At 71.0% G+C, this 24,821-nt stretch carries 22 protein-coding genes and 1 pseudogene; 12 read left to right on the forward strand and 11 right to left on the reverse strand.

The window, feature by feature from the left end; all coding sequences use genetic code 11:
- Positions 1-23: 23 nt before the first annotated feature.
- Positions 24-2,132 (reverse strand): S8 family serine peptidase, encoded by a 2,109-nt coding sequence (locus tag AB0D67_RS16160; RefSeq protein WP_362935131.1) that lies wholly within the window; start codon positions 2,130-2,132, stop codon positions 24-26.
- A 177-nt stretch (positions 2,133-2,309) separates the two neighbouring features.
- Here AB0D67_RS16160 and AB0D67_RS16165 point away from each other — a divergent pair, with 177 nt between their 5' ends.
- Both AB0D67_RS16165 and AB0D67_RS16170 read left to right on the forward strand, forming a co-directional pair.
- Positions 2,310-2,873: a MarR family transcriptional regulator gene (locus AB0D67_RS16165; RefSeq protein WP_362935134.1), complete on the forward strand. Its 564-nt coding sequence runs from the start codon at positions 2,310-2,312 to the stop codon at positions 2,871-2,873.
- Complete coding sequence (locus AB0D67_RS16170; RefSeq protein WP_362935137.1) at positions 2,863-3,378, forward strand: hypothetical protein; 516 nt, start codon at positions 2,863-2,865, stop codon at positions 3,376-3,378. The genes AB0D67_RS16165 and AB0D67_RS16170 overlap by 11 nt, the downstream gene beginning before the upstream one ends.
- Before the next feature lie 73 nt (positions 3,379-3,451).
- Here the strand turns inward: AB0D67_RS16170 and AB0D67_RS16175 are convergent, their stop codons facing one another.
- Positions 3,452-3,694: a DUF397 domain-containing protein gene (locus tag AB0D67_RS16175; RefSeq protein ID WP_362935246.1), complete on the reverse strand. Its 243-nt coding sequence runs from the start codon at positions 3,692-3,694 to the stop codon at positions 3,452-3,454.
- A 5-nt stretch (positions 3,695-3,699) separates the two neighbouring features.
- On the reverse strand, positions 3,700-4,554 hold the full coding sequence (locus tag AB0D67_RS16180; RefSeq protein ID WP_362935140.1) for a helix-turn-helix transcriptional regulator: 855 nt from the start codon (positions 4,552-4,554) through the stop codon (positions 3,700-3,702).
- A 247-nt stretch (positions 4,555-4,801) separates the two neighbouring features.
- Between AB0D67_RS16180 and AB0D67_RS16185 the strand changes: the two genes are divergently transcribed.
- Positions 4,802-5,152, forward strand: coding sequence for a hypothetical protein (locus tag AB0D67_RS16185; protein WP_362935143.1), 351 nt, complete (start codon positions 4,802-4,804; stop codon positions 5,150-5,152).
- Between the two features lie 209 nt (positions 5,153-5,361).
- Complete coding sequence (locus AB0D67_RS16190) at positions 5,362-6,108, forward strand: aminoglycoside phosphotransferase family protein (protein ID WP_362935146.1); 747 nt, start codon at positions 5,362-5,364, stop codon at positions 6,106-6,108.
- A 43-nt stretch (positions 6,109-6,151) separates the two neighbouring features.
- Here AB0D67_RS16190 and AB0D67_RS16195 read toward each other — a convergent pair.
- Positions 6,152-6,376: pseudogene (locus tag AB0D67_RS16195) on the reverse strand (transposase); the annotation flags it as partial.
- A 131-nt stretch (positions 6,377-6,507) separates the two neighbouring features.
- Complete coding sequence (locus AB0D67_RS16200; RefSeq protein WP_362935149.1) at positions 6,508-7,623, reverse strand: MerR family transcriptional regulator; 1,116 nt, start codon at positions 7,621-7,623, stop codon at positions 6,508-6,510.
- Between the two features lie 494 nt (positions 7,624-8,117).
- On the opposite strand from AB0D67_RS16200, the gene AB0D67_RS16205 reads away from it, so the two are divergent.
- Positions 8,118-9,872, forward strand: coding sequence for a ricin-type beta-trefoil lectin domain protein (locus tag AB0D67_RS16205; RefSeq protein ID WP_362935152.1), 1,755 nt, complete (start codon positions 8,118-8,120; stop codon positions 9,870-9,872).
- Between the two features lie 176 nt (positions 9,873-10,048).
- On the opposite strand, the gene AB0D67_RS16210 is transcribed toward AB0D67_RS16205, so the two are convergent.
- The 3 genes from AB0D67_RS16210 to AB0D67_RS16220 all read right to left on the reverse strand — a co-directional run bounded on the left by AB0D67_RS16210 (position 10,049) and on the right by AB0D67_RS16220 (position 15,247).
- Positions 10,049-11,680, reverse strand: a complete 1,632-nt coding sequence (locus tag AB0D67_RS16210) for a glycosyl hydrolase family 18 protein (RefSeq protein WP_362935155.1) — start codon at positions 11,678-11,680, stop codon at positions 10,049-10,051.
- Positions 11,681-11,928: 248 nt separating this feature from the next.
- Positions 11,929-14,424, reverse strand: coding sequence for a 1,4-alpha-glucan branching protein GlgB (gene glgB / locus AB0D67_RS16215; RefSeq protein WP_362935158.1), 2,496 nt, complete (start codon positions 14,422-14,424; stop codon positions 11,929-11,931).
- Between the two features lie 340 nt (positions 14,425-14,764).
- A complete protein-coding gene (locus AB0D67_RS16220; protein WP_362935161.1) occupies positions 14,765-15,247 on the reverse strand; it encodes a MarR family winged helix-turn-helix transcriptional regulator in 483 nt (160 codons plus the stop codon).
- A 127-nt stretch (positions 15,248-15,374) separates the two neighbouring features.
- On the opposite strand from AB0D67_RS16220, the gene AB0D67_RS16225 reads away from it, so the two are divergent.
- The 4 genes from AB0D67_RS16225 (at position 15,375) to AB0D67_RS16240 (ending at position 18,610) form a co-directional block, all read left to right on the forward strand.
- Positions 15,375-15,935, forward strand: a complete 561-nt coding sequence (locus tag AB0D67_RS16225; RefSeq protein ID WP_362935164.1) for a YceI family protein — start codon at positions 15,375-15,377, stop codon at positions 15,933-15,935.
- Between the two features lie 205 nt (positions 15,936-16,140).
- A complete protein-coding gene (locus AB0D67_RS16230) occupies positions 16,141-16,908 on the forward strand; it encodes a pirin family protein (RefSeq protein WP_362935167.1) in 768 nt (255 codons plus the stop codon).
- A gap of 155 nt (positions 16,909-17,063) precedes the next feature.
- Positions 17,064-17,411, forward strand: a complete 348-nt coding sequence (locus AB0D67_RS16235) for a GNAT family N-acetyltransferase (RefSeq protein ID WP_362935170.1) — start codon at positions 17,064-17,066, stop codon at positions 17,409-17,411.
- A 104-nt stretch (positions 17,412-17,515) separates the two neighbouring features.
- The gene (locus tag AB0D67_RS16240) at positions 17,516-18,610 is read left to right on the forward strand and encodes a pirin family protein (RefSeq protein WP_362935173.1); all 1,095 of its coding nucleotides are present in this window, start codon (positions 17,516-17,518) and stop codon (positions 18,608-18,610) included.
- 145 nt (positions 18,611-18,755) lie between these two features.
- Here the strand turns inward: AB0D67_RS16240 and AB0D67_RS16245 are convergent, their stop codons facing one another.
- Both AB0D67_RS16245 and AB0D67_RS16250 read right to left on the reverse strand, forming a co-directional pair.
- A complete protein-coding gene (locus AB0D67_RS16245; protein ID WP_362935176.1) occupies positions 18,756-19,925 on the reverse strand; it encodes a copper amine oxidase in 1,170 nt (389 codons plus the stop codon).
- A 2-nt stretch (positions 19,926-19,927) separates the two neighbouring features.
- Positions 19,928-20,608: a hypothetical protein gene (locus tag AB0D67_RS16250; RefSeq protein ID WP_362935179.1), complete on the reverse strand. Its 681-nt coding sequence runs from the start codon at positions 20,606-20,608 to the stop codon at positions 19,928-19,930.
- A 370-nt stretch (positions 20,609-20,978) separates the two neighbouring features.
- Here AB0D67_RS16250 and AB0D67_RS16255 point away from each other — a divergent pair, with 370 nt between their 5' ends.
- The 3 genes from AB0D67_RS16255 (at position 20,979) to AB0D67_RS16265 (ending at position 24,358) form a co-directional block, all read left to right on the forward strand.
- Positions 20,979-21,725 carry a methyltransferase domain-containing protein gene (locus AB0D67_RS16255; protein ID WP_362935182.1) on the forward strand — a complete coding sequence of 249 codons (747 nt, stop codon included), beginning with the start codon at positions 20,979-20,981 and terminating at the stop codon, positions 21,723-21,725.
- Between the two features lie 129 nt (positions 21,726-21,854).
- The gene (locus AB0D67_RS16260; protein ID WP_362935249.1) at positions 21,855-23,330 is read left to right on the forward strand and encodes an ATP-binding protein; all 1,476 of its coding nucleotides are present in this window, start codon (positions 21,855-21,857) and stop codon (positions 23,328-23,330) included.
- A gap of 131 nt (positions 23,331-23,461) precedes the next feature.
- Positions 23,462-24,358: a hypothetical protein gene (locus tag AB0D67_RS16265; protein ID WP_362935185.1), complete on the forward strand. Its 897-nt coding sequence runs from the start codon at positions 23,462-23,464 to the stop codon at positions 24,356-24,358.
- Here AB0D67_RS16265 and AB0D67_RS16270 read toward each other — a convergent pair.
- Entirely contained in the window at positions 24,328-24,813 is a 486-nt protein-coding gene (locus AB0D67_RS16270) for a PIN domain-containing protein (RefSeq protein ID WP_362935188.1), read from the reverse strand. The genes AB0D67_RS16265 and AB0D67_RS16270 overlap by 31 nt on opposite strands.
- Positions 24,814-24,821: the final 8 nt, after the last annotated feature.

Genomic DNA, 24,821 nt, shown 5'->3' on the forward strand with positions numbered 1-24,821 from the left:
ACACTAGGCGACCAAAAAGCTACTTATGCGGTACGGCGGACATTCACCTCTTTTCGCAGCATCGAGGTGGACGCGGCGAGCGAGGCGCCGGCCAGACGCCGCCTCTCCGCCGCGGCGATGACGCTCCCGACCGTGGCCTTCGCGCTCCCCGCCCTCGCGCTTCCCGCCTTCTCCGCCGAGCCCGTACGGCCGGCCTTCGCGGTCAGCTCGGCCGCGCCGTGCGCCCAGTTCAGCCAGGCGGCCAGCAACTCACCGTCGAGCGCGGCCCGCGCCGTACGCTTCGCCGGGCGCAGCACCCGGTAGGCCGTGCCGGGCGTGGAGGCGCGGACGGCCTCGGGGAAGACCGCGCTCGCCTTGGAGACGAGCCGCAGATAGCAGCCGAGCGTCCCGTCACTCAGCACACCCTTGCCCCGGGTCATCTCGACGGCCCACTGCGCCGCGGTCAGGCGCTCCGTCCCCCTGCCCCGGGTGCATACGGCGGGCGCGGACGCCGGGGATCCGGGAGGCGGGACGGTGACGGGCGCGGCGGTGACCGTCACGGTGACCGTCACCGTCGGCAGCGGGACGGGCTCGGGCTCGGACGGCGCCGGGGCGTCGTCCCGCGGGTCCGGGGCCGGGCCGGAACTGGGATCCGGGACGGGGGCGTCGTCCGGACCGTCCCCGTCGCCCGGGTCGCCGGGCTCCTGGGTGGCCGGCGGGCCGGGAGCCTGGCCGGTCAGCGCGCCGTACACGTCGAGACGCGGGGTGGTGACCCCGCCGTAGACGATCGGGCGGCCCGCCGCGGTCAGCCTGCCGAGAAGCGCGTCGGGGGAGGCGTCGGCGGACTTCTGCGCCAGCGCGGCCAGCGCGCCCGTGACGTGCGGGGCCGCCATCGAGGTGCCGCTGTAGACGGCGGTGCCGCCGCCGGGCACCGCGGAGTCGATCTCCAGGCCCGGCGCGAAGAGGTCCAGCGTCGGACCGTGGTTGGACCAGGAGGGGACCCGGTCGTCGTCGCCCACCGCGCCCACGGTCACCGCGCTGGAGACGCAGGCCGGCGCGCCGCCGCCCGTCACGCCCTCGTTCCCCGCGGCGGCGACGGTGACGACGCCCCGGGCGCGCAGCGCGTCGATCCGCTCCTTCAGCGGACCGATCTCGGGCGCACCGTCGCAGGCCCCCTCGTAGAAACCGCCGCCGAGACTGAGGTTCACCGCGACCAGGCCGGGCCGGGAGGTGTCCTTCAGTTTGATGAGGTGGTCGAGGGCGAGCAGGATCGTGGACTCGTAGGCGCCCACGCACGCGTTCTCGGTGACGCACTCCTCGACGCCGTCGAACCGGCTGAAGACCTGGACCGCCACCATGTCGGCGCCCGGCGCGACCACGTGCGCGATGCCCGCCACGTGGGTGCCGTGGTCGCACAGGTTGACCGTGCCGCTCACGCACGCCGCCGTCCTCGCGTCGGCCGCGCCCGGACCGGTCTGCGTGTTCTGCCCGCCGGGGCACAGGGACTTCGCGCCGTCGCCGGTCGCCGAGAAACACGCCTCGTCCACGACCTTCCCGCCCAATGCGGGGTGGCCGGCGTCGATCCCGGTGTCCACCACCGCGATCGTGCGGCCCTCGCCGGTCGCGCCCTCCGCGACGGCCCGGTCGGCTCCGATCAGCTTCAGCCCGGAGGACAGCGAGGCGGCGGAGTAGGCGCGGTCGCGCCGGACCGACACCACCCGGGGGTCGGCGGCCAGCTTCTCCAGGGCCTCGCCCGTGCCCTCGACGACCAGGAAGGAGGCGTCCGGCGGTTGCAGCACGACCTCGGCATCGGGGAGCGTCCGCGCCTCGCCGGCCACGGGCGCGGCCTCGGCGGGCGCGGCCACCTCGACGATGACCCGACCGCCGCCGTCTTCGCCACCGGCCTCGTCTTTATCGCCGCCGAGCCCGGCCTCCAGCTTCGGCCGCTCCACCGGCGGCGTCTCCTGTGCCGACGTCTCCGGTACGGCGGGCGGTGCCGTACCGGTGGCGGCCGGGACCGTAACGGCGGCGTCCGTGACCGGGGGCGCGACGGCGGGCGGCGGCGCGACGGGTAGGGAGTCGGCGGCGAGCGCGGGCGCGGCCGGGGTGATGGTGAGCATGATCGCCATGGCCACGAGAGCGCGAAGTCGCACACGTCCTCCGGGGGATGAAAACGGGCGATTCGGAGTCTAGGCAGCGTTCCGCCTCCGGTGAATACCTTCGCGGCGGATTTCAGGATCTTCCTAGGCCGCGTCCAGGGGCGGGCGATCCTGGACGCGAGACCGTCGGCTGGTCATTTATGGAAGTAGGTACTAATCTGCTTCATAACTATGAACGACGTACATAACTTTGAAGTCGATCCGGCAGGTTTCCACTACGACCCCCGGGCCAGGGCCACGATGGCCCGGCTCATCGCCGACGGCGGCGACCCGCTCGCCTTCGAGGCGGCTTCGGCCGTCCGCACCGCCTACCGCGCCATCGAGCGCACGCGCACCCAGGGCTCCGAGGGCCGGGGCGTCAGCGCGGGCGCGCTGGACGTGCTGGTCCGCCTGGACGGCGAGGAGAGAAGGCTCAGCATCGGCGAGCTCGCCCGCGCCGCCGGGGTCAGCTCGCGCAACGTCACCGGACTGGTGGACACGCTGGAACGCGACGGTCTGGTCCGCCGGGTCCCGGACGAGACGGACCGGCGCTCGGTCCTCGCCGAGATCACGCCCGCCGGGCGGGCCTGGCTGGACGCCTTCCGCAAGCCCGCGCAGGCGGCCATGCGGGCGATGTTCCGGGGGTTCACGCCCGAGGAGCTGGTCGTCTTCCGCGACCTCTGTCTGCGGCTGGCCGACAACCAGATCCGCCTCTCCGCCCACCTCCGCCAGAACGGACAGCGCGATGACCACTGACACCCCGGCCGGAGCGGCCGGCACCATGACCACCGACACCTTGGCGGGAACGGGCGGCGCGATGACCACTGACGTTCCGGCCGGAACGGACGGCGTGATGACCACCGACACGACCGGTCCCACCGGCGCCCCTGGCACCCCGGAGCGGACCCGCCACGCCGTACGGGGCTACCACGAGGCGCGCTTCCGTGGCGACGCGACCGCGGCGGCGGCGTACCTCGGTGAGCCGTTCCGCTTCCAGAGCCCGTTCATCACCTCCGACGACCGCACGGGGCACCTGGCCACGCTGCCGGGGTTCGTGTCGATCGTGACGGGGGTCGACCTGATCAGCGAGCTGTACGGCGAGGCGGAGGCGACGCTCGTCTACGACGTGCACACCGCGACACCGGCCGGCACCCAGCGCACGGCCGAGCACTTCCGCCTCGACGACGGCGCGATCACCTCGATCACGCTGATCTTCGACACCGCGCCCTGGCAGTCGATGAGGGAGTGGATAGAGCCCTGACGGGCCGCCGTCGCGCCACGCGGCGGAGAGGAAATGGACGGCACCCGGACGGAACACGGGCGCGTCGGCGGGGTCACCGGGCGGGGAAGTCGAACTCTCCGTCCTTGACGCCGCCGATGAAGGCGTCCCACTCGGCGCGGGTGTAGAGGATCACTTGGCCGTCGGGGTGGTGGCTGTGGCGTACGGCGATCCGTCCGCTGTCGTCGGCCAGGGGTCCGGCCTCCACGCAGCTTCCGCCGCCGTTCTCGCTCTTCGTGCTGATGTGCCAGGCGACATTGGCCAAATCCGCGGGGGTGGGCGCACCATGCTTTTCCATCACGTTCACCGCATCTCTTCCGCCAGTGCTGAGATGAGCTCGGCCGAGTCTTCGGGCGCGAGGGTGAGCTTTCGCAAATCATCGTACGTCAGCATGAAACGCTCTGTATCGGGTGATTCCACGTATACGGCGCCCTTCGGGGTCTCCACATAGGCGACCTCTGGATAGGGATCCTTCATCTGCAGTATGCGGAAAGCGCCCGTGGGGCTGGCATGTGCTCCGGCGCTGAACGGGAGCACCCGGATCTCGATGTTCGGCTGGGAGGCGTGCTCGATCAGATGGTGCAACTGGTTCACCATGCATTCGGGACCACCGACCTCGCGGCGCAGCACCGCCTCATCGATGATCACTGATAGCCGGGGCGGGTCCTCGTCCTTGAGGATCTCCTGCCGAGTCATTCGCAGCTCGACCCATCGCTCGATCTGGTGCTTTTCCGCGCCGGACTCCGCTGCCTCGATCACCGCTCGCGCGTACTCCTCCGTCTGGAAGAGGCCAAGGAGCAGGACGTTGTCGAATGCGCGGATCTCGCGTGCCCGAGACTCCAACCACACGTAGTCGATGAGCGCACCGGCGACCTCGGTGGCGTATCCGTCCCACCAGCCCTTCTGCCAGACCTCCTGGCTGAGCTTCATCAGGCTCTCGCGGCGTCCGCTGTCGGCGACGCCGTACAGATCGAGAAGCGCCAGCAGATCCGGACGCCGGATCGGATACTCCCCCGACTCGAAGCGGCTCGCGGTCGACGGATCGCGCTGAAGGTACTCGGCCACATCCTTGAGCAGCAGAGAGTTGGCCTCACGGAGTTCGCGGAGTTGCTGGCCGAGCCACTGCGCGCGGAGCGTCACCCACTTCGGAGCAGCCATGCTCCTCTCCTTCCAGGCTGTGTTCTACGGGTCACGACTTTGCCAGGTTGGCTTATACATCTTGTGAACTCTCGTGACTGCGTGTAACTATACCTGAAGCAACGAGACGGTCGCAGAGAGTGAAAGTGGCACCGAGTCCCACCACTGAACTATCGCTTGAACACCAAAGAAGAAAAGAGGGCCGGGGTGGGCTTCGCTTGGAGGCCACGCCCACCCCGGCCCGAGACGCCGGAAGGAAGCACCTGAGATGGAGCACTTCAACGGTTCCGACCATCCGCCTGTCTACCACGGCGCGTGCTCGCCGCGAGGCGAGATCGGAAGCAGTGGGGACGATTCGTCCTGGGAACTCGACCCGTCTCTTGCCAGGGAGGAGGTGCGGACGCTGGCCGGCGGCCTGCCTCGTATGTTCGCATTGGTCCAGGGGGTCGAGGAGGACGGCGAGGAGATCATCGCGAAGGTGGTGGCCTACGGGCTGGCCCTGCCGTGCGGCACGGCGGCGACCGTCGGCGTGGCCGACGGATTCGGCCGATGGAGGAGCGCCCACAGCGCCGCGTCGCGTCTCCGCGCCGGCCTCGTCTGGCTCGGAGACGATAGGTGACTGCGCTCCACTGACAGAGCCGTCATCAAATGGATCCACGGTGCCGGCCGATCGGCGGGCTTAGGGCTCCTAATGAAAGTGGTGGACTTGACCTGGTCAGCGGGCGGTGTCGCGCACGAGGCCGCTTGGTAGCGGGACACGGTCAGCCGCGCAATCGCACGCGATAAACCCGGTGACGTCGGCGATCACCCCCGGGATACTGGTCGCCCATGGATGAGGTCGAAATGGTCGTGGCCCATTCCGAGCGCGCGACCCTGCGCGTCGGCGACGTGTTCCTGAAAGTGGACGCCGATCAGGCGCGCATCGAGGTCGAGGTCGAGGCGATGGCCCTGGCGCCGGTCCCGACCCCGAAGCTCCTGTGGCACAAGCCGCCGGTGCTCGCGATCGCCGCAGTCCCAGGGACGGCGCTCGGCCGCCTCGGCGAGCCGTCGACCGCGTCCCCGGCGGCGTGGGCTGCGGCGGGCGCCGCCATCCGAAGGTTGCACGACGCGCCGTTGCCGCCCAGGCCCGGCCAGGCCGGCCGGGGCCTCGACGAGTTGGCGGCGGATCTCGATGGCGAGTGCGAGTGGCTCGTGACGAACGGCGTTCTGCCCGCCGACCTGGTCACCCGTAACCGCCAGGTCGCCGAGGCCGCGCTCCGGCCGTGGACACCGGTCTTCACGCACGGCGACCTGCAGATCGACCACGTGTTCGTCGACGGCGACGGGATCACGGGCATCATCGACTGGTCCGAGGCGGGCCAAGGTGATGCCCTGTACGACCTCGCCACCTTGACGCTTGGACACGAGGAGCACCTCGGCGATGTCGTCGCCGGCTACGGCACCGACGTCGACCTCGACGTGATCCGCGCGTGGTGGTCGTTGCGAAGTCTGCTGAATGTTCGCTGGCTGATCGAGCACGGCTTCGACCCGTTCGCGCCGGGCTGCGAGATCGACGTGCTGAGATCCCGGCTGTGAGGCTGCGCGGGCCCGACTGCTATGAAAAGTCCCAACGAAACGATCAGTGGATGAGGCGTCGCCGGCAGAAGATGGCGACGGCGAGGGTCATGAAGGCTTCGTGGAGGTCGTCGCGAATCTTCCAGCGGATGCGCAGGCGGCGGAACCAATGCAACAGGGCGATCGTCTGCTCGATCACCCAGCGATGCCCACCCAGGCCGGAGCCGTGCGGGGTGCCACGGCGGGCGATGACCGGTTTGGCCCCTGCGGCCCCGACCATCCGGCGGTAACAGGTGCAGAGCACGAACAAGATGCCCGCCAGGACCTTCCGGTTGTCCAGGCGTTTGCGGCCCGGATGATCTGTACGGTGTGGCAAGACCGGCAGCGACGGTTCGATGATGAGCAGGGCTGCGACGCGGTTCACGCTATGAGCAGGCGGAGGCCGAGATCCGCCGCGTCGAGGTCGGCGAGGTCGTGGTTGCGCTCGGCCCACCGGCCGGAGTCGAGGTCGTCGCGGAGGCTTCGCACCGCCCGCCGCTCGGCCTCGGGCCCGACCTTCGTCCACACCGACATCGTACGGCGCACGTGATCCTCCAGGTACGCCGCCGGTCGGCGCCAGTACGCCTCGAACAGGCCGTCGGCGCAGTCCCACGGGACGGGCACCGGCTCGGCGCGGGCGCCGATCGCGCCGGCCATCCCGGCGAGCGAGGGAAACCCCGCGAGGACGGCGGCGAACTCGGGCAGGTGGTCGCGGGTGAGCCAGAACCTGTTCTGCCATCCGGGCTCGTCGGTGTCGAAGGTGAGGACCACCACCCGGCGGGCCACGCGCCGCATCTCGCGCAGCCCCGCCATCGGGTCTCCCCAGTGGTGAACGGTGGAGACGGCCATCGCGGCGTCGAAGGACCGATCCTCGAACGGCAGGCTCTCCGCGAAGGCGGCCACGCACGGCGCCGCACCGGCGGGTCGCTGCCCCCGCATGACCGCCGACGGCTCCACCGCGGTCACATTGCGGTCAACGGGCTCGTAGGAGCCCGTGCCGGCCCCGATGTTCAGCACCGTCTCTGCGTCCCCGAGCGCGTTCCAGATCCGCGCGGCGATCCGTGGCTCGGTACGCCGTGTCGCGGGGTAAGCGCCGCCGATCGCGTCGTACAGCCGTGCGCCGAGCATCTCCAGTTGCTCCTCCGGTGTCACCTTCAGTCCCTTCTCCCGCGCCCGGAGTTCCCTGTCGATGGCCGTCACCATGGCGTCAGCGCGATCACGCCGCTCCAGCAGCAGGCCGCGCAGCCGGCGCAGGTGCGCGACCGTGTCGGTTGACGGGTCGCCGACCAGTTCGGCGACCTCCCGCAGCCCGAATCCCAGCCGCCGATAGGCCAGCACCTCCCGCAGTCGCTCCACGTCGTCCGCTGAATAGGCCCGATACCCGGCCGCGGTTCGCGCCGACGGCCGGACGAGCCCGATCTCGTCGTAGTGATGCAGCGTGCGGACGCTCACGCCGGCCAGCCCGGCCACGCGTCCCACCGTCCAGTGATCCTCCACGGCACCGACTATGCGGCCTGACGCCGCGTGAGGGTCAAGCGCCTCACCGGGGCAGCAGGAGCCGGACGCGAAGGGGCTCAGACATGGCTCGACCCGCAGGGGCCTTGGGCGCACGGAGGGCCGAGCGAGCGAGACTTCACCGGAGCCGTTCGCCGTCGCGCTGACGAGCTCACCGCTGGAAGACGCCGGGGGCGCCCCACGGATGAACGTTTCACCCGCGGTGGGACGGTGGGGACGCGGCAGCAGGGAGGCGGGCGGCAGGGGGGGCCGGAGGCTTGACGGCGTCTCGGGTGTCGTATTCGCTCGCCTTCAGTACCGCCGCCTTCCCCTCCTCGCGGAGAGGGTGGCGGCGCGGCACTTGTGTTAGCGCTAACACCAACCAGAACGTCCCATTCCCGGATTGTGGCCCGGCCGGTCGCCGGCGAAGTGAGGCGGACGCCTCGCCTCGTCACCACGTGGCCCCGGCATGAGCACCCCGGAGACGAGGAGGCACCATGCGACCACGTGGCCCCGTACGGCGACGCCCCGCCGGCGACGCCGGTGTTGATCACCGGGCTCCGGCGCGATCTGGCCCCCGGCCCCTGCTCCGGCTGGTCGTCGCCGTACAGACGGTGGTCCTCGCTCTAGCCTCGGCGATCTGGGCCCTCCCGGACACCGCGGCACGAGCGGTCGCCGTGCCCGCCGCGGCCGTCGCGGCGGTGGCCACGCCCCCCATGGGCTGGGCGTCCTGGAACACCTTCGCCGCGCAGATCAACTACAACGTCATCAAGGCCCAGACGGACGCGATGGTGTCGTCGGGGATGAAGGACGCCGGCTACGAGTACGTCAACATCGACGAAGGCTGGTGGCAGGGAACCCGGGACTCCTCGGGGAACATCACGGTCGACACGGCCGAATGGCCGGGCGGCATGAAGGCGATCGCCGACTACATCCACAGCAAAGGCCTCAAGGCGGGCATCTACACCGACGCCGGGCGCAACGGCTGCGGCTACTACTACCCGACCGGTCGCCCGGCCGCCCCCAACACCGGCAGCGAGGGCCACTACGACCAGGACTTCCTGCAGTTCTCCCGCTGGGGCTTCGACTTCGTCAAGGTCGACTGGTGCGGCGGCCAGGCCGAGGGGCTCGACGCCCGCACCGCCTACCGGTCGATCAGCGCCGCGATCGACCGCGCCACCGAGCAGACCGGCAGGCCGCTGGTGCTGTCGGTCTGCAACTGGGGCGCCCAGAACCCGTGGGACTGGGCGCCGGCCATCTCCACCATGTGGCGCACCAGCGGGGACATCATCTACTGGGGCCAGAACGCCTCGATGGACCGGGTGCTGGCCAACTTCGACTCCGCCCAGCACCCGAACGCGCAGAGCCCCGGCCACTACAACGACCCCGACATGCTCGTCGTCGGCATGAACGGCTTCTCGGCCGCGCAGAACCGTACGCACATGGGCCTGTGGGCGATCTCCGGGGCTCCGCTGCTGGCCGGCAACAACCTCGCCACGATGAGCGCCGACACCAGGGCGATCCTCACCAACCGGGAGGTGCTGGCCGTCGACCAGGACCCCCTCGGACGGCAGGGCGTGAAGGTGGCCGAGGACCAGAGCGGCCGTCAGGTGTACAGCAAGGTGCTGTCGGGGAACGGCCGGCGCGCGGTGCTCCTGCTGAACCGCACCACGTCCGCCGCGTCCATCACCGCCCGCTGGTCCGACCTCGGCCTGAGCGGAGCGGCCACCGTACGGAACCTGTGGACCGGCGCCGACGCGGGCACCTTCACCGGGAGCTATACGACCTCCGTGCCCGCCCGTGAGGCGGTTCTGATCACCGTCGCAGGGACCACCGCCTCGCCCACGGCCACCCCCACCGCTCCCGCGTCGGGCGCGATCCGGGGTGTGGCCTCCGGCAGGTGCCTGGACGTCAACGGCGTCTCCCAGGCCAACGGCGCGCAGGTGCAGATCTGGGACTGCAACGGCCAGGGCAACCAGCAGTGGGCCGCGACCGGCTCCGGTGAGCTGCGCGTCTACGGGAACAAGTGCCTCGACGTCAACGGCGCGGGCACCGCGGACGGCACCGGCGTGATCATCTGGGACTGCAACGGGCAGAGCAACCAGAAGTGGCGCTTCAACTCCGACGGCACCATCACGGCCGTCGGCGCGAACAAGTGCCTGGACGTGTCGAGCAACGGCACCGCCAACGGCACGAAGGCACAGATCTGGTCGTGCAACGGCCAGAACAACCAGAAATGGACCCGCGCCTGACCGGCGCGACGCGCTGACCCGCCCCCGCCGGGACGACCACGTCCCGGCGGGGGAGAGGCCCGTCGATCGCGCCGTGGATATCGTGCCCGGAGCGACCCCGCCGACCGGGGCGGGGGAGCCGACATGGCTCGACCCCCCGCGGCCTTGGGCGCACGGAGGGCCGAGCGGTCGAAACTTTACCGGAGACCGTTCGCCATCGCGCTGACCAGCTCACCGTTGGTGGTGTCGCCGCTGGTCTCCCAGAAGAAGGCGCCGCCCAGACCCTGGTTCTTGGCGTAGCTCATCTTGCCGGCGATGGTGGTCGGAGTGTCGTAGCTCCACCACTGGCCACTGCAGAAGCCGTAGGCGGTGCCGGCGACGGTGCCGGTGACCGGGCACTTGCTCTTGAGGACCTTGTAGTCCTCGATGCCCGCCTCGTAGGTGCCGGGGGCGGCTCCGGTGGCGGTGCCGCCGGGCGCGGCCTGGGTCACGCCGGTCCAGCCGCGGCCGTAGAAGCCGACGCCGAGGAGGAGCTTGGAGGCCGGGACGCCCTTGGCCTTCAGCTTCTGGATCGCGGCGTCGGAGTTGAAGCCGTCCTTGGGGATGCCGGTGTAGGAGGTGAGGGGCGAGTGCGGAGCCGTCGGGCCCTTCGCGTCCCAGGCGCCGAAGTAGTCGTAGGTCATCGGCATGATCCAGTTGAGGTTCGACGCCGCGCCCGCGTAGTCGGCGACGTCGAGCTTGCCGCCGGAGGAGCCGTCGGCGGTGATCGCCGCGGTGACCAGCGCGCTGGAGCCGAACTTGGCCCGCACCGCGGAGACCACGTTCTTGAAGGCGTTCGGGCCGCTGGTGTCACAGGTCAGGCCGCAGGCGTTGGGGTACTCCCAGTCGAGGTCGATGCCGTCGAAGACGTCGGCCCAGCGCGGGTCCTCCACCAGGTTGTAGCAGGACTCGGCGAACGCCGCCGGGTTGGCCGCCGCCTGGGTGAACCCGCCGGACCAGGTCCAGCCGCCGAACGACCAGATGACCTTCAGGTGCGGGTAGGCCTTCTTGAGCTTGCGGAGCTGGTTGAAGTTGCCGCGCAGCGGCTGGTCCCAGGTGTCGGCGACGCCGTCCACGCTCTGGTCGGCGGTGTACGCCTTGTCGTAGTCGGCGTAGGAGTCGCCGATCGTGCACCGGCCGCCCGTGGTGTTGCCGAACGCGTACAGGATGTGGGTCAGCTTCGCCGCGGTGCCGCTGGTGGCGATGTTCTTCACGTGGTAGTTGCGGCCGTAGACGCCCCACTGGGTGAAGTAGCCGACGAGCTTCTTGCTCCCCGGGGTGCCGGGGTCGTCGGTCGGGGTGACCGTGGGGGTCGCGGTCGGCGTGGCGGTGGGGGTCGCCGTGGGCGTCGCGGTCGGGGTGACCGTCGGGGTCGCCGTGGGGGAGGGGTCCACGGGGCCGCCGCCGCAGGGGGCGCCGTTGAGCTTGCAGTTCAGCACGCCGGACAGCCCGCCCGGCGCGCCGTTGAAGCCGAAGCTCACCGAGGCGCCCGCGGCCAGGGCGCCGTTCCACGACTTGTTGACGAAGGTGTAGTGGCTGCCGCTCCTCGTCATGTCGGCGTCCCAGGCCGAGGAGATCGAGTTGGCGGCCGGCAGGTCGAACTCGACCTTCCAGCTGGTCAGGGGGCTCGTGCCCGCCTTGACGGTGACCTTGCCCTCGAAACCGCTGCCCCAGTCCGAGGCGGTCACGTAGGTGGCGGTGGCCGGGGTGGCGGCGGTCGCTGTGCCGATCCCGACGGGGACGAGCAGCGCCGCTGCGGCGATGAAGGAGCCGATGGTGAGTCTTCGCAAGGGTCGCTCCAGGTCAGAGAGTTCCTAGCCCCCGTACATATAGGAAAGTTTCCTATTGATTAGCAGAGCGTAGATTCCCGTTGCCCCGGGGTCAATGCCCTGTTCGCATCCTCGTGGCCGGACGCGGCCTGCCCGGGACTGTCCGGAAACGCCGAACGGGCCGGCCACAACCTGTGTGACCGGCCCGTTCGCGGCGCGGAGGCGGCGGCAGGGGCCGCCGGAGACGGTGAGAAGAGAGTCGGAAAAACTTACCGGCCGCTGTCGGGCCGGCTCACGGTCTCCGGAACCGCCGGCCCCGCGGACGCCTCCGGGGTCGCGGCCAGGGCTTCCACGATCACGCCCTCGCCGCCCCCGGTGACCGCGACGGTCTCCGGAACCGCCGATTTCGCGACGACCTCCGACGCCACCGGCTCCGCGACGGTCTCCGACGCCACCGATTCCGCGACGGTCTCCGACGCCGCGGGCTCCGCGTCCGGGGGCGGGACGTCGCCGACGGCGGTCTCCTCGGCCAGGACCTCCTCGGCCACCTCCTCCACCACGGCCGCCGCCGCGGTCAGCGCGGCCGCGGCCTCGCCGGCCGGATCCTCGACGCGTTCCCCGGCGTGCCGGAGCCAGACGGCGCCCAGCGGCGGGACGCGCAGCCGTGCCGAGTACGGCTGGCCGTGCCAGGACTCCTCGACCGCCTCCACCGAGCCGAAGTTCCCCACCCCGCTGCCGGCGTACTCGTAGGCGTCGGTGTTGAGCACCTCCTCCCACGCGCCTCCCCACGGCAGGCCGAGACGGTAGTCGTCGTGCGGCGAGCCGGAGAAGTTGACCACGCAGGCGACGGCCGAGCCGTCCGGCGCCAGGCGGAGGAACGACAGCGCGTTGCCCTGCGCGTCGTCGGCGTCGATCCAGCGGAAGCCGTCGGGGGAGACGTCCTGCGTCCACAGCGCCGGGGTCTCCCGGTAGACGCGGTTCAGGTCGCGCACCAGCCGCTGCACGCCCCGGTGCAGGTCGAAGTCGAGCATCCACCAGTCGAGCCCGCGCGTCTCCGACCACTCCGAGCCCTGGCCGAACTCCCCGCCCATGAACAGCAGCTGCTTGCCGGGGTGGGCCCACATGTAGGCGAACAGCGCGCGCAGGTTGGCGAACCGCTGCCACTCGTCGCCGGGCATCTTGCCGAGGAGCGACCCCTTGCCGTGGACCACCTCGTCGTGCGACAGCGGCAGCACGAAGTTCTCCGAGTAGGCGTACATCAGGGAGAACGTCATCTGGTGGTGGTGGTACTGCCGGAAGACCGGCTCGTGCGCGAGGTAGGCGAGGCTGTCGTGCATCCAGCCCATGTTCCACTTGAACCCGAACCCGAGGCCGCCCAGGTGCGCCGGCCGCGAGACGCCGGGCCAGGCCGTCGACTCCTCGGCGATGGTGACGATCCCCGGCTGGTCGCGGTAGACCACCGCGTTCATCTCCTTGAGGAACTCCACCGCGTCGAGGTTCTCCCGCCCGCCGTACTGGTTGGGCGTCCACTCGCCCTCGCGCCGCGAGTAGTCGAGGTAGAGCATGGAGGCGACCGCGTCCACCCGCAGCCCGTCGATGTGGAACTCGCGCAGCCAGTACAGCGCGTTGGCGACCAGGAAGTTGCGCACCTCCCGGCGGCCGAAGTCGAAGACGTAGGTGCCCCAGTCGGGGTGCTCGCCCCTGTGCGGGTCGCCGTGCTCGTACAGCGGCGTCCCGTCGAACCGCGCCAGCGCCCACTCGTCCTTCGGGAAGTGCGCGGGCACCCAGTCGACCAGCACCCCGATGCCCGCCCGGTGCAGGCTGTCCACCAGGTGGCGGAACTCGTCGGGCGTGCCGAACCGGGAGGTCGGCGCGTAGTAGGACGTCACCTGGTAGCCCCACGAGCCGCCGAACGGGTGCTCGGCCACCGGCATGAGCTCCACGTGCGTGAACCCCATGTCCACCACGTAGTCGACCAGCTGGGTGGCCAGATCGCGGTAGGACAGGCCCGGCCGCCACGACCCGAGGTGCACCTCGTAGACGCTCATCGGCTCCTGCACCGCGACGCGCCCGTCACGGTGGCGCATCCACTCGGCGTCCTGCCACTCGTGGTACGAGGCGTCGACCACCGAGGCCGTCGCGGGCGGCACCTCGGTGCGCCGGGCCATCGGGTCGGCCTTGGCCCGCCAGACGCTGTCGGCGCCCAGGACGGAGAACTTGTACCGCTCGCCCTCACCCAGGCCGGGGACGAACAGCTCCCACACCCCCGAGGAGCCCAGCGACCGCATCGGGTGGCCCGAGCCGTCCCAGTGGTTGAAGTCGCCGATCACCCGGACGCCCCGCGCGTTCGGCGCCCACACGGAGAAGGCCACGCCGTCGGTGTCCTCGTGCCGCATGATCCGGGCGCCGAGCACCTCCCACAGCCGTTCGTGACGCCCCTCGCCGATCAGGTGCAGGTCCACCTCGCCCAGCGTGGGCCAGTGCCGGTAGGGATCGGTCATCTCGTACGGCTCGGCCCCGGCGTAGGAGACCCGGAACCGGTAGTCGGGGACCTTGTCCAGCCCGGGGAGCGTCACCTCGAAGACCCCGTACGCCACGTGCTCCATGTCGTGGACCTGGTCGTCCAGCACGAGCTGGACCTTCTGCGCCAGGGGACGCAGCGCCCGGACCGTCACGCCTTTCGGCCCGGGATGCGCCCCGAGGATCGAGTGCGGGTCGTGGTGTGCCCCTCCCGCCAGGCGGTTCAGGTCCAGGTGCGCGTTCATGGATCACTCCCGTAGCTCGGTGTCCCCTACCCTGCCCTCCCCGGGCACCTCAACCCATGCCCTTGTCCGCTATCACCATGCGTGTCGGATAAACGTGGGAGACGCAGGCGGGGAAGTCCGTTCGTCCGTTGCCGGCTGCCCACTGCCTGGTCGTAGGGTCCCACCCGGCGGACGCCGCCCGCAAAACCCGCCGCGCCCTTCACGACGTCCACCGCGTACTTCCCGGTCTCCGCCCCGCACTTCACGATGTCGGCCGTCCGGAGGGTGACGTCTCCGGGAGGTACGGCAGGCGGCATTCCCGGGGTGCGGCCGGAGCCCCGGTGTACGGCCGGCGCCGCCCTCAGGCGGGCTCGGCGCAGTCGCCGGCCGAGGTCTCGATCCGGGCCGTCACCTGGATGGACAGCCGTTCGAGCGCGGTGACCTGCTCGGCGGTGAGCCCCTCGAAGAACAGGCTCCGGACCGCCTCGACGTGCCCGGGGGCCGCGGCGGTGATGGCCTCGCGGCCGGCGTCGGTGAGCACGACGAACGCCCCCCGGCCGTCCTCGGGGCACTCCTGGCGGCCGATCAGGCCACGGCGCTGCATCCGGGTCAGGTGGTGCGACAGGCGGCTCTGCTCCCACTGCAGCTCGCGCTGGAGCTCGAAGGGCCGCAGCCGCCCGTCCGGGGATTCGGTGAGCTCGACGAGCACGCCGTAGTCGGCCAGGGAGAGGCCGGAGTCGGCCTGCAGTTGCCGGTTGAGCAGGGCCGTCAGCTGCCCGTGCATCCGGATGTACGCCCGCCAGGCGCGCTGCTCGTCCTCGCGGAGCCATTGAGGGCTGTCCATGCGTCCCACCCTACCCAAGTGGATGACACGTCATCGGGATTGCGGAATGAATGACGTGTCATGTACGTTGTGGGCGTGTGAATGACACGTCATCCAACCGGATGGCGGATCCAGAAGGAGAAGAGCCATGACCGTCACCACCACCGGCTTCGCCAAGCTCACCGGCACCTACACCATCGACCCGGCCCACAGCCGCATCGGGTTCGTCGCCCGGCACGCGATGGTGACGAAGGTCCGCGGCGCGTTCAACGAGTTCGACGGCACCGCCGTGATCAACGGTGAGGACCCGTCCGCCTCGTCCGCCAGGGTCGTCATCAAGGCCGCCAGCATCGACACCCGCAACGCCCAGCGCGACGAGCACCTGCGGAGCAACGACTTCCTGGCCATGGAGGAGCACCCGGAGATCACCTTCGTCTCCACCGCCGTCCGCCAGACCGGCGAGACCGAGTTCGACCTGACCGGCGACCTCACCATCAAGGGCCTCACCAACCGGGTGACGATCCCCTTCACCTACGAGGGCACGGCGGCCGACCCGTTCGGCAACCTGCGCGTCGGCTTCGAGGGCTCCGTGACGATCAACCGCAAGGACTACGGCGTCACCTGGAACGCCGCCCTGGAGACCGGCGGCGTGCTGGTCGGCGACAAGATCGTCCTGGAGTTCGAGATCTCCGCCATCAAGAACGCCTGACGCCCCGCCACCCCGGAGCACCCCCGCCCGCCGTACCCCGGCAGACCGCCCGGGACCGGCGCCACCGGAGACCCGCACGTCGCCCGAGACCGGCGCGCTCCGCGACACCCGGCGTACGGGTGCCACGGACAGCCGTACGGCGCCCGCCCCATCTCATCGAGTCTTCCGAGATCAGCAGCACAATCCGTCCCGGAAAGGGGAAACCATGACCATCACCCCGCCCACCCCGGCCGTGGACATCCGCCGCGCCGACGAGCGGTTCGCCACCAAGATCAGCTGGCTGGACTCCAAGCACTCGTTCTCCTTCGGCGGGCACTACGACGAGGCCAACACCCACCACGGGGTGCTGCTGGTCAACAACGACGACGTCGTGCACCCGGGCACCGGGTTCGACACCCACCCGCACCGTGACATGGAGATCGTCACCTGGGTGCTGCGCGGCTCCCTCGTCCACCAGGACTCCGAGGGCCACAACGGCGTCATCTATCCGGGGCTGGCCCAGCGGATGAGCGCGGGCACCGGCATCCTGCACTCGGAGAAGAACGACTCCTGGCGCCTCTCCGGCGACGTCCACGACGAGCCGGTGCACTTCGTGCAGATGTGGGTGGTGCCCGACGAGCCCGGCATCGCCCCCGGCTACGAGCAGCTGGAGATCGAGGGCGAACTGCTGGCCGGCGGCCTGGTCCCGGTCGCCTCGGGCATGCCCCAGCACGAAGGGGCCTCGGCCATCCGCATCAAGAACCGCTACGCCGCCCTGCACGCCGCCCGCCTGGAGCCCGGCCGGAGCGTCGAGCTCCCCGAGGCGCCGTTCCTGCACCTGTTCGTGCCCAGGGGAACGGTCACCCTCGAAGGCGCCGGCGCCCTCGGCCAGGGCGACGCCGTCCGCTTCACCGCGACCGGCGGACAGCGGGTCACGGCCGTGGAGCCCGCCGAGATCCTGGTGTGGGAGATGCACGCGGCCCTCGCCGCCTGAGCCGCCCGGGTGCCCTGAGCCGCCGGGCGCCTGAGCCGCCCGAACGACCGGACCCGGGACCGCCGTCCCGGGTCGGCCGGTCCCGGATCGCGGCGCGTGGGACGGAGCGGGATGATGAGTGAACACCGAGCAGGGGAGCCGTGAACGTCGTGAACATGGAGCAGACAGAGCCGCGGGTCGCCGACAACCCGGAGGCGGGCCGCTTCGAGGTCGTCGTGGACGGAGAGGTCGCCGGGTTCGCCGAGTACCGGCGGGCCGGGGACAGGCGGTCCTTCACCCATACGGAGGTGGACCCGCGCTTCGAGGGACGCGGCCTCGGCTCCATCCTGGTGCGCGGTGCCCTCGACGCCACTCGCGCCGACGGGCTGTCGGTGCTGCCGTTCTGCCCCTTCGTCCGCCGCTACATCGAGCGTCACCCGGACTACCTGGACCTCGTGCCCTCAGACCAGCGGGCCCGCTTCGGCCTTCCCGCCGGTGAGCCGGACCGGCCGGCCGCGCCGTAGGGTTCGCCCGTGGCCTCCCCCCGGTGCCGAACGGAGAACCTCGCGTCGATGCGCGGGGTTCCGGCCCGGCGCCCGACCCCACAGCCGGAAGGACCGAACCCCAGATGAGCGATCCCGGCAGAGACGCGGACCAGGCGGTGTACGGCTGCGCGGTCGCCGAGGGGCCCGAGCCGGAGAGCGTCCTCCTTCCCGGGCACGACGTGCCGCTGGGCCGCTACACCACGGTGCGACGGCTGCTGCCGCAGCGTCCGCGCCGCATGGTGGGAGCCTGGTGCTTCGTCGACCACTTCGGCCCGGACGACGTCGCGGGCCGGCCCGGCATGCAGATCGCCCCGCACCCGCACACCGGCCTGCAGACCGTCACCTGGCTGGTCGAAGGTGAGATCATGCACCGCGACAGCCTCGGCAGCGCCCAGCCGATCACGCCGGGGCAGCTCAACCTGATGACGGCGGGTCACGGCATCGCGCACTCCGAGCAGTCGCCCCTGGACCATCCGCCGGTCATGCACGGGCTCCAGCTGTGGATCGCGCTGCCCGAAGACGCCCGCCACGGCGAGGCCCGCTTCGAGCACCACCCCGCCCTGCCGACGCTGCGCGACGGGGACGCGACCGTCACCGTCGTGGCGGGCGAGCTGGGCGGCGTACGGTCGCCCGCGCTGGTGCACACCCCGCTGGTCGGCGCGGAGGTGCTGCTGCCCGCCGGCGGACGGTGCCGGATCCCGCTGAACCCGGCGTTCGAGAACGCGGTCCTGGTCATGTCCGGCACCGCGACCGTCACCGGCACGGGCACGGCTCCGGAACGCCACCCGTCCCGGGAATCGGGCGCGTCCTCGGAACGCCACCCGGTCCGGGAACCCGGCGCGTCCCCGCAATCTCGAGTGTCCACGGAACCCGGCACGGTTCTCACGCCCGGCTCGCTGCTGTATCTCGGGCGGGGCCGCTCCGAGATCTCCGTCGAGGCCGCCGGGGAGACCAGGCTGTTCCTGCTCGGGGGCGAGCCGTTCGAGGAGCCGCTGGTGATGTGGTGGAACTTCGTGGGACGCACCCACGAGGAGATCCTCCGGGCCCGCGACGAGTGGATGCGGGGCGACCGCCGATTCGGCACGGTGGACGGTTGTGATGACGACCCGCTCCCGGCGCCGGTGATGCCCACCGTCCGCCTCAAGGCCCGAGACCGCCACGGCCATACCCTCGGCTGACGCCGGGACGGTTCACGCCGGGACGGTTCACGCCGTCTCGGCCACACCCTCGGCCGACGTGCCGGAGCGGCCACGCTCTCGACCGACGTGCCGGGGCGGTTCGCGTCGTCTCGGCGGGAACCGCCCCGGGTCGGGGAAGCGGTGCTCAGTAGGGGTTCTTGGCCGTCACGTCGCGGGGGGTGATGCGGAAGCCCTGCCAGTGGGTCGGCATGGTGTCGCCGTCCTCGTCGCGGGCGACGTGGTGGTAGTCGACGTTCACCCAGACCACCGGGTCGGTGATCCGCTCCCCGTTGACGTAGCGGTCCACGGACGTGGCGCAGCCGGGCGAGGGGTTGGTGGTCGCCAGCCGTTCGCAGGCGCGGTACTGGGTGACGTAGAGGTCGGCCTGGGTGAACTTCTCGTTCGCCGGGCCTCGGTACTGGGAGCTGTCGGTGTTGTTGATCTCCCAGGAGACGGGGTGCCCGTCGGCGTTGCGGACCCGGGGATCGACCACCCGCCACCAGCGCATCGGGCTGTTCGTGGCTTTGCCCTCCCGGGTGAACGTGGTGTGGGAGATCTTCCGCTTGGCCGTGCCGGACCCGGAGAAGTCGTACTGCTCGACGACGTCGTCCTGCCTGCCCTGGATGTCGAAGTCGAGGCGCCAGAAGATGTTGTGGCTGTGGCTCTCCTCGAACGTCGCGCGGCCCACCCCGATGGGCCAGCCGTGCTCGGGGGTGGTGGTGAACCCCGACAGCGCTCCGGTCGCGCCCACCCGGGGGGTGATCGCGCCGTCGTCGGAGAAGCCCCACTCGACGAGGTAGGTGTACCAGCCGACCTGGAAGGCGGAGAACACCACCAGCTCGCGCCCCTGGGCCGTCCTGGCCGGCTCGCCGTCGCCGCCCTTGAGGTAGGCGTGGCCGCGAGGCCGGGTCGTGACGCAGACGAACTGCCCGCGCCGTTCGCCGCCGGGGCAGTCGGCGGCCTGGAGCGGGACGGCGGTGGCGCCGAGGGCGCCGATGTCGTGGTAGCGCGGGGTGCCGCTGTCGTAGGGCACGTGGATCTGGGCCAGCGCGGCGGTGCGCAGCACGCTGACCTGCCGGCCGCCCCTGGGTGTATAGACGACCTTGTTCAGCGTCAGCCCCTCGACGTTGCGCATCTCCCAGCACATCTGCCAGCGCGCGCCGTTCGGCAGGGCCTGGTCGATCCGGTACGGCGCACCGCACTGCGCTGCCGGAGCCTGCGCAGCGGCCTGCCCTGCGGGGCCGGGAAGCAGGGCGAGGAGGAGCAGCAGCGCCGGGAGGGTGAGGAGACGGGGGAGGGCCGGGGGGAGGGGCACGGTCACCATTCCAGGGTGTGGATCTTCTTGGCGGACAGGTCGACGACGATCCGGCTGGTGTCCAGCCAGGTGCCGTCGGGAAGCCGGACGAACAGCCGTACGCACCGGTGCGTGTCGCACTGCGCGGCCCCGCCGGCCTCCTCCTGCGCCGGGGTGAAGATCAGCCCCCGTACGCCCAGGTCGGACGGCGACCGCAGCTCACGGCCGCCCGCCTGGGCGAAGGACCGCCGTACGACCGGGCCGTACCGGGGGTCGTCCAGCAGCAGCCCGATGGCCCGTGACTCCTCGACCTTGGAGGGAGGCGGCTGTACACCCTGCTTCACCGTCTCCTCCACGACCTTCCGCAGGCCGATGTCCACCTTCCGCACGATGAGCCGGTCGGATCCGTAGTCGTACAGGTAGGCGTCGGCCTGGCGTCGCTCCTCGGCGTCCTTGTCGTCGTCGCGTTCGACGTAGAGCAGATCGACCCGGCCGGCGGCCATGTGCGCCCGCGAGCCGGCCGAAGCCACCGCGCTCGCCAGCGCGACCTCCTGGCCGGTCAGCGGGTCTCCGGGGGCGGGCGTCCGCACCGCCGTCCGCGCGGCCTGCGACCCCTGCTCGCCGGGCAGGAACAGCACCGCCGCCACCGCGGCGGACACCAGCCCCGCGGCGGCGACCGCCACGGTGGTCCGTCGTCGTCCCATGAGCGCCTTCTTTACGGATTGTTGACGTGTAACTGCGAAGGGTAATCGATGCGGTGCCTCCGGTCGGGCCGGACGGCGCATTGTCCTGTTGATCGGTATTGCTGGTTTTGTGCGTTCGGCGGCCGCTGCCGGATGGTCTCTCTCGCATGGTCCGCCGCTTCCCGCCGGGCGACCATGACCGGACGCGTTACCTCCCGTATCCCGACCCCGCGGGTCCCGGGGCCGACCGGCGGTCTCGCTGGCCGGGCCGTACGGTGGCCCGGGATACGGGCGAGCCACACAACCGGCCGGAGCGGGCGGGGTCCCGGTGGCGGGCCGTACGGGCGGATAACCGGTTGGCCGCGGGCCACGGCCGGTGAATACTGCCCGGATGTTCTCCGACGCAGACGCCGCCGCGCTGTACGACCTGATATATCCCTGGGACGCCGCCCGCTACCCTTCCGACGCCTTCTACGACGACCTCGTGATGGCCGCCGACGCCGTGCTCGACGTCGGCTGCGGCACCGGATCGATGCTGCACCACGCCCGCGAGCGCGGCCACTCCGGACGGCTCGCCGGGATCGACCCGGACCGCGCCGCGCTGGAGCGGGCCCGTCGACGGACCGACGTCGAGTGGTACGAGGGCACCGCTGCCGACATCTCCTGGGACCGTGAGTTCGACCTGGCGACGATGGCGAGCAACGCATTCCAGTGCCTGGTAGGCGATGACGAGCTGCGCGCGTCGCTGGCCGCGATCCGTACGGCGCTGCGCGACGGCGGCCGGTTCGCGTTCGAGACGCGTCACCCGCAGGCGCGGGCCTGGGAGACCTGGAACCCCGGCGACTCCGCCGACGTCAACGCGGCCGAGATCGTGGACGCCTCCGGTCGTGTCCTGCGCATGTGGCACGAGGTCGAGTCGGTGGCCGGCGACGTCGTGACGTTCACCGAGACGACCGCCGAGCCGGACGGCGCCGTCCTGCGCGTTGACCGGGCGAGCCTGCGCTTCCTGGACGTGCCCGCCCTGAACGCCTTCCTGGCCGAGGCAGGTCTCGCCGTCGAGGGGCAGTACGGCGACTGGTTCCGCGGCCCCGTCACCGGCGACAGCCGCGTGATCGTCACCATCGCCCGCCGGACCTGAACCGGGCGACAGGACCGCCTACACCAGGACCGCCTATGCGCAGCACGGGGATCGCCGTGTCTGCCGCGTCCCGCCAGCTTGTAGGGGTACAGTTTATAGAACTGTACCCCTACAAGCTGGCGGGTGGAGATGGACAGACCGGTGGAGATGTTCGACCGGGTGCACGAATGGGCGGCGCTGACACGGTTCATCGCCGACCCGCAGCCCGGCGCCACCCTCGGAGTCGTCTCCGGGCGCCGCCGCCAGGGCAAGACCTTCCTGCTCGACGCGGCGTGCCGGGCCGCCGGAGGGTTCTACTTCGGGGCGACGGAGGCCACGGACGCCGAGTCGCTGCGACGGATCGGTGCCGCGCTGACCGAGCATGTACGGTCGGCAAGTCCGTTTCACTTCGCGAACTGGGGTGAGGCGATCGACGTCCTGCTCGATCTGGGCCGGGAGCGGCCCACCCCCGTGGTGATCGACGAGTTCCCCTACCTCGCCCGCGCCAATCCGGAACTGCCCTCCCTGATCCAGGAGGCGTTCCGGCCGCTGCGTGAGCAGCGCACCACCTCGCGGACGCGCCTGCTGCTGTGCGGGTCCGCGCTGCCCTTCATGGGCAGGCTGCTGTCCGGCAACGCCCCGCTGCGCGGCCGGGCGGGTCTGGAACTGGTCGTGCGCACCCTCGACCACCGGCTCGCCGCAGAGTTCTGGGGCATCTCGGACCCGCTCCTGGCCCTGAAGGTCAACGCGGTGGTGGGCGGCACCCCCGCCTACCGGCGCGAGTTCGCCCGCGGCGACTCCCCGAGAGGTCCTGAGGACTTCGACGCCTGGGTGGTGCGGACGGTCCTGAATCCGGAGACGCCATTGTTCCGCGAGGCCCGTTACCTGCTGGCAGAGGAGCCCGACCTGCGGGACACCGCCCTGTACCTGTCAGTTCTCGCCGCGGTGGCGGACGGCAACACCACCCGGGGAGGGATGGCGGGATATCTGGAGCGCAAGGCGGTCGACATCGCCCACCCCATCAACGTCCTGGAGGACGCCGGTCTGCTGCGCCGGGAGGCGGACGTCTTCCGGGAGAACCGATCCACCTACCGCATCGCGGAGCCGCTGATCGCCTTCCACCACGCGATCATGCGCCCGGTCTGGGACCAGCTCGAACGCCCTGGATCGGCGGAGCGGGTCTGGCAGGCCAGCCGTCGGCGTTTCGCCAGTAACGTCCTCGGGCCGCACTTCGAGCAGATCTGCCGGGAATGGGCGCTGCACCACGCCGATCCCGATCTGTTCGGCGGCCTGCCCGCCCGTGTCGGCCAGGGGGTCGTCCACGATCCCCGATCCCGTACCGGTCACGAGATCGACGTCGCGGTCGTCGGCATCGCGGACGGGCGAAAGGCCCCGTTGCTGGCCATCGGCGAGGCCAAGCTGAACGACACGATGGGCATGGGACACATCGACCGGCTCCGGCGCATCCGTTCTCTCGTCGCCGAATCCGGCCGCTACGACACCGCCGGCACCCGCCTGATCTGCTTCAGTGGCGCGGGCTTCAACGATGGGCTGCACGAGGTGGCCCGGGAGGCGGACGACGTCGTCCTGGTCGACCTGGCGCGGCTCTACCGACAGGATGCGTGACGAGGTTTCGACCACATGTCACGTGACGGAAAGGTCAAACCTGCCGTGACCGCATTGTGATCTTCGATTGGGAAGATCAAGCGCCGGTTTCGCCGGACGACGGTAGTTGACAATAGGAAAGGGCGCTTTCGATGAAGGCCACTTCGAGGGGACGGCGGCTCGCCGTGACGGCCGCCGCGCTGACGGCCCCGGTTCTCGCCATCGGACTCGGAGGCGTCGCGAACGCCCAGGCCGTCCCGGCTCCCACCGCCTCCGCCGCTTCCACCGTCGCCACAGTCTCCGGCGCCGCCTCCACCGCCTCCGGCGCGGCCGACGCGCTCAAGCGCCAGCTCGCCGGCAGTCGCGGCGTGGAGTTCGCCGAGACCCTCACCGACACGGTCGTCTCCGGGTCGGAGCGCGGCCACAGGACCGTCTCACGGACCGAGGGCGTCGCCCGGTTCGGCGGCGGGAGGATCGTCGCCACCGACTCGACGGACGGCACCACGCGGTGGATCTCCTTCGCCGACCGCGCCTACGGCACCGGGGCGCTCTTCCCGACCCTGCCCGCGGGCAAGGACTGGGTCGTCTTGACGGACTCGGCCCGCCCCCGGCTCGCCTCCGGCAGCCTCGCCCTCGACGACCCGGCCGTGGTCAGGACCCTGCTCGCCACCGCCGCGTCCAGGCACTCCGGCGGGACCTACGACGGCGTCCGCACCACTCTCTACCAGGGGAAGATCACCTTCGCCTCGCTGGGCAAGGCGCTCCCCGGTCTGCGCCTCGCCTCCGGCGCGCCCCTCGATGCCGCCCGCCTGAAGACCAGGCTCTCGTGGCGGGTCTGGCTCGGGCAGGACCACCTCGTGCGCCGCGCGTGGAGCTCGTGGACCGAGCCGCGCCGCAAGGGCGTCACCGGCGACGTCGTCCACGTCAGCGACGCCCGCCTGACCGACTGGGGCACCCAGACTCCCATCGTCTCCCCTCCGGAGGAGAAGGTCACGACACCCGGCGACGTCGCGTTCAACTACACCGTCAACGGCTCCACCGGCGACTGAGATCCTTCGGTACGGCCAGGCGCCGTCGCCCGTCCCGGGCGCCGGCGCCGCTGAGCCCTCCCGGCGCGTCCCGGGGCGGGCAGCCGTCGGTGTCGGCTGCGGTGGATATGGCACTCCGGCGGGAAATCCTTGAGGTTGGAGGTGACGATCATCCGCGCACCAGCCCTGATCGCTGCGGCCAGGACATGCCGATCGTCCGGGTCGGGAAGCTTCAGGGTGTCGACAAGCGGTTCGTACTCCTCGACAAGGCAGTCGCGAACAGCCGAAATCATGAGTGCGCGCAGGTTGTTCAACTTTTCCCTGGAGATGCCCGGGCGGTTGGCGGCCAGGTTGCGTTGCATCTCGTCGAGGATCTCGTTGGTCCATTTCGCCCGTACGAGACCTGTCGTGGCGAGGCGAATAAGAAGGTCACGAAGCGTATTGCCATAAAGTGCATTGGCATCGTAAATCGCCACGAACGTCA

This window comes from Streptosporangium sp. NPDC048047 (assembly GCF_040653115.1).
GTDB lineage: Bacteria > Actinomycetota > Actinomycetes > Streptosporangiales > Streptosporangiaceae > Streptosporangium.

Bases quoted from the DNA above. Each gene is read 5' to 3' on its own strand.
- AB0D67_RS16165 (WP_362935134.1), top strand. From the start codon at position 2,310: ATGAACGACGTACATAACTTTGAAGTCGATCCGGCAGGTTTCCACTAC.
- AB0D67_RS16170 (WP_362935137.1), top strand. From the start codon at position 2,863: ATGACCACTGACACCCCGGCCGGAGCGGCCGGCACCATGACCACCGAC.
- AB0D67_RS16175 (WP_362935246.1), bottom strand. From the start codon at position 3,694: ATGGAAAAGCATGGTGCGCCCACCCCCGCGGATTTGGCCAATGTCGCC.
- AB0D67_RS16180 (WP_362935140.1), bottom strand. From the start codon at position 4,554: ATGGCTGCTCCGAAGTGGGTGACGCTCCGCGCGCAGTGGCTCGGCCAG.
- AB0D67_RS16185 (WP_362935143.1), top strand. From the start codon at position 4,802: ATGGAGCACTTCAACGGTTCCGACCATCCGCCTGTCTACCACGGCGCG.
- AB0D67_RS16190 (WP_362935146.1), top strand. From the start codon at position 5,362: ATGGATGAGGTCGAAATGGTCGTGGCCCATTCCGAGCGCGCGACCCTG.
- AB0D67_RS16205 (WP_362935152.1), top strand. From the start codon at position 8,118: ATGCGACCACGTGGCCCCGTACGGCGACGCCCCGCCGGCGACGCCGGT.
- glgB (WP_362935158.1), bottom strand. From the start codon at position 14,424: ATGAACGCGCACCTGGACCTGAACCGCCTGGCGGGAGGGGCACACCAC.
- AB0D67_RS16220 (WP_362935161.1), bottom strand. From the start codon at position 15,247: ATGGACAGCCCTCAATGGCTCCGCGAGGACGAGCAGCGCGCCTGGCGG.
- AB0D67_RS16225 (WP_362935164.1), top strand. From the start codon at position 15,375: ATGACCGTCACCACCACCGGCTTCGCCAAGCTCACCGGCACCTACACC.
- AB0D67_RS16230 (WP_362935167.1), top strand. From the start codon at position 16,141: ATGACCATCACCCCGCCCACCCCGGCCGTGGACATCCGCCGCGCCGAC.
- AB0D67_RS16235 (WP_362935170.1), top strand. From the start codon at position 17,064: ATGGAGCAGACAGAGCCGCGGGTCGCCGACAACCCGGAGGCGGGCCGC.
- AB0D67_RS16240 (WP_362935173.1), top strand. From the start codon at position 17,516: ATGAGCGATCCCGGCAGAGACGCGGACCAGGCGGTGTACGGCTGCGCG.
- AB0D67_RS16250 (WP_362935179.1), bottom strand. From the start codon at position 20,608: ATGGGACGACGACGGACCACCGTGGCGGTCGCCGCCGCGGGGCTGGTG.
- AB0D67_RS16255 (WP_362935182.1), top strand. From the start codon at position 20,979: ATGTTCTCCGACGCAGACGCCGCCGCGCTGTACGACCTGATATATCCC.
- AB0D67_RS16260 (WP_362935249.1), top strand. From the start codon at position 21,855: ATGGACAGACCGGTGGAGATGTTCGACCGGGTGCACGAATGGGCGGCG.
- AB0D67_RS16265 (WP_362935185.1), top strand. From the start codon at position 23,462: ATGAAGGCCACTTCGAGGGGACGGCGGCTCGCCGTGACGGCCGCCGCG.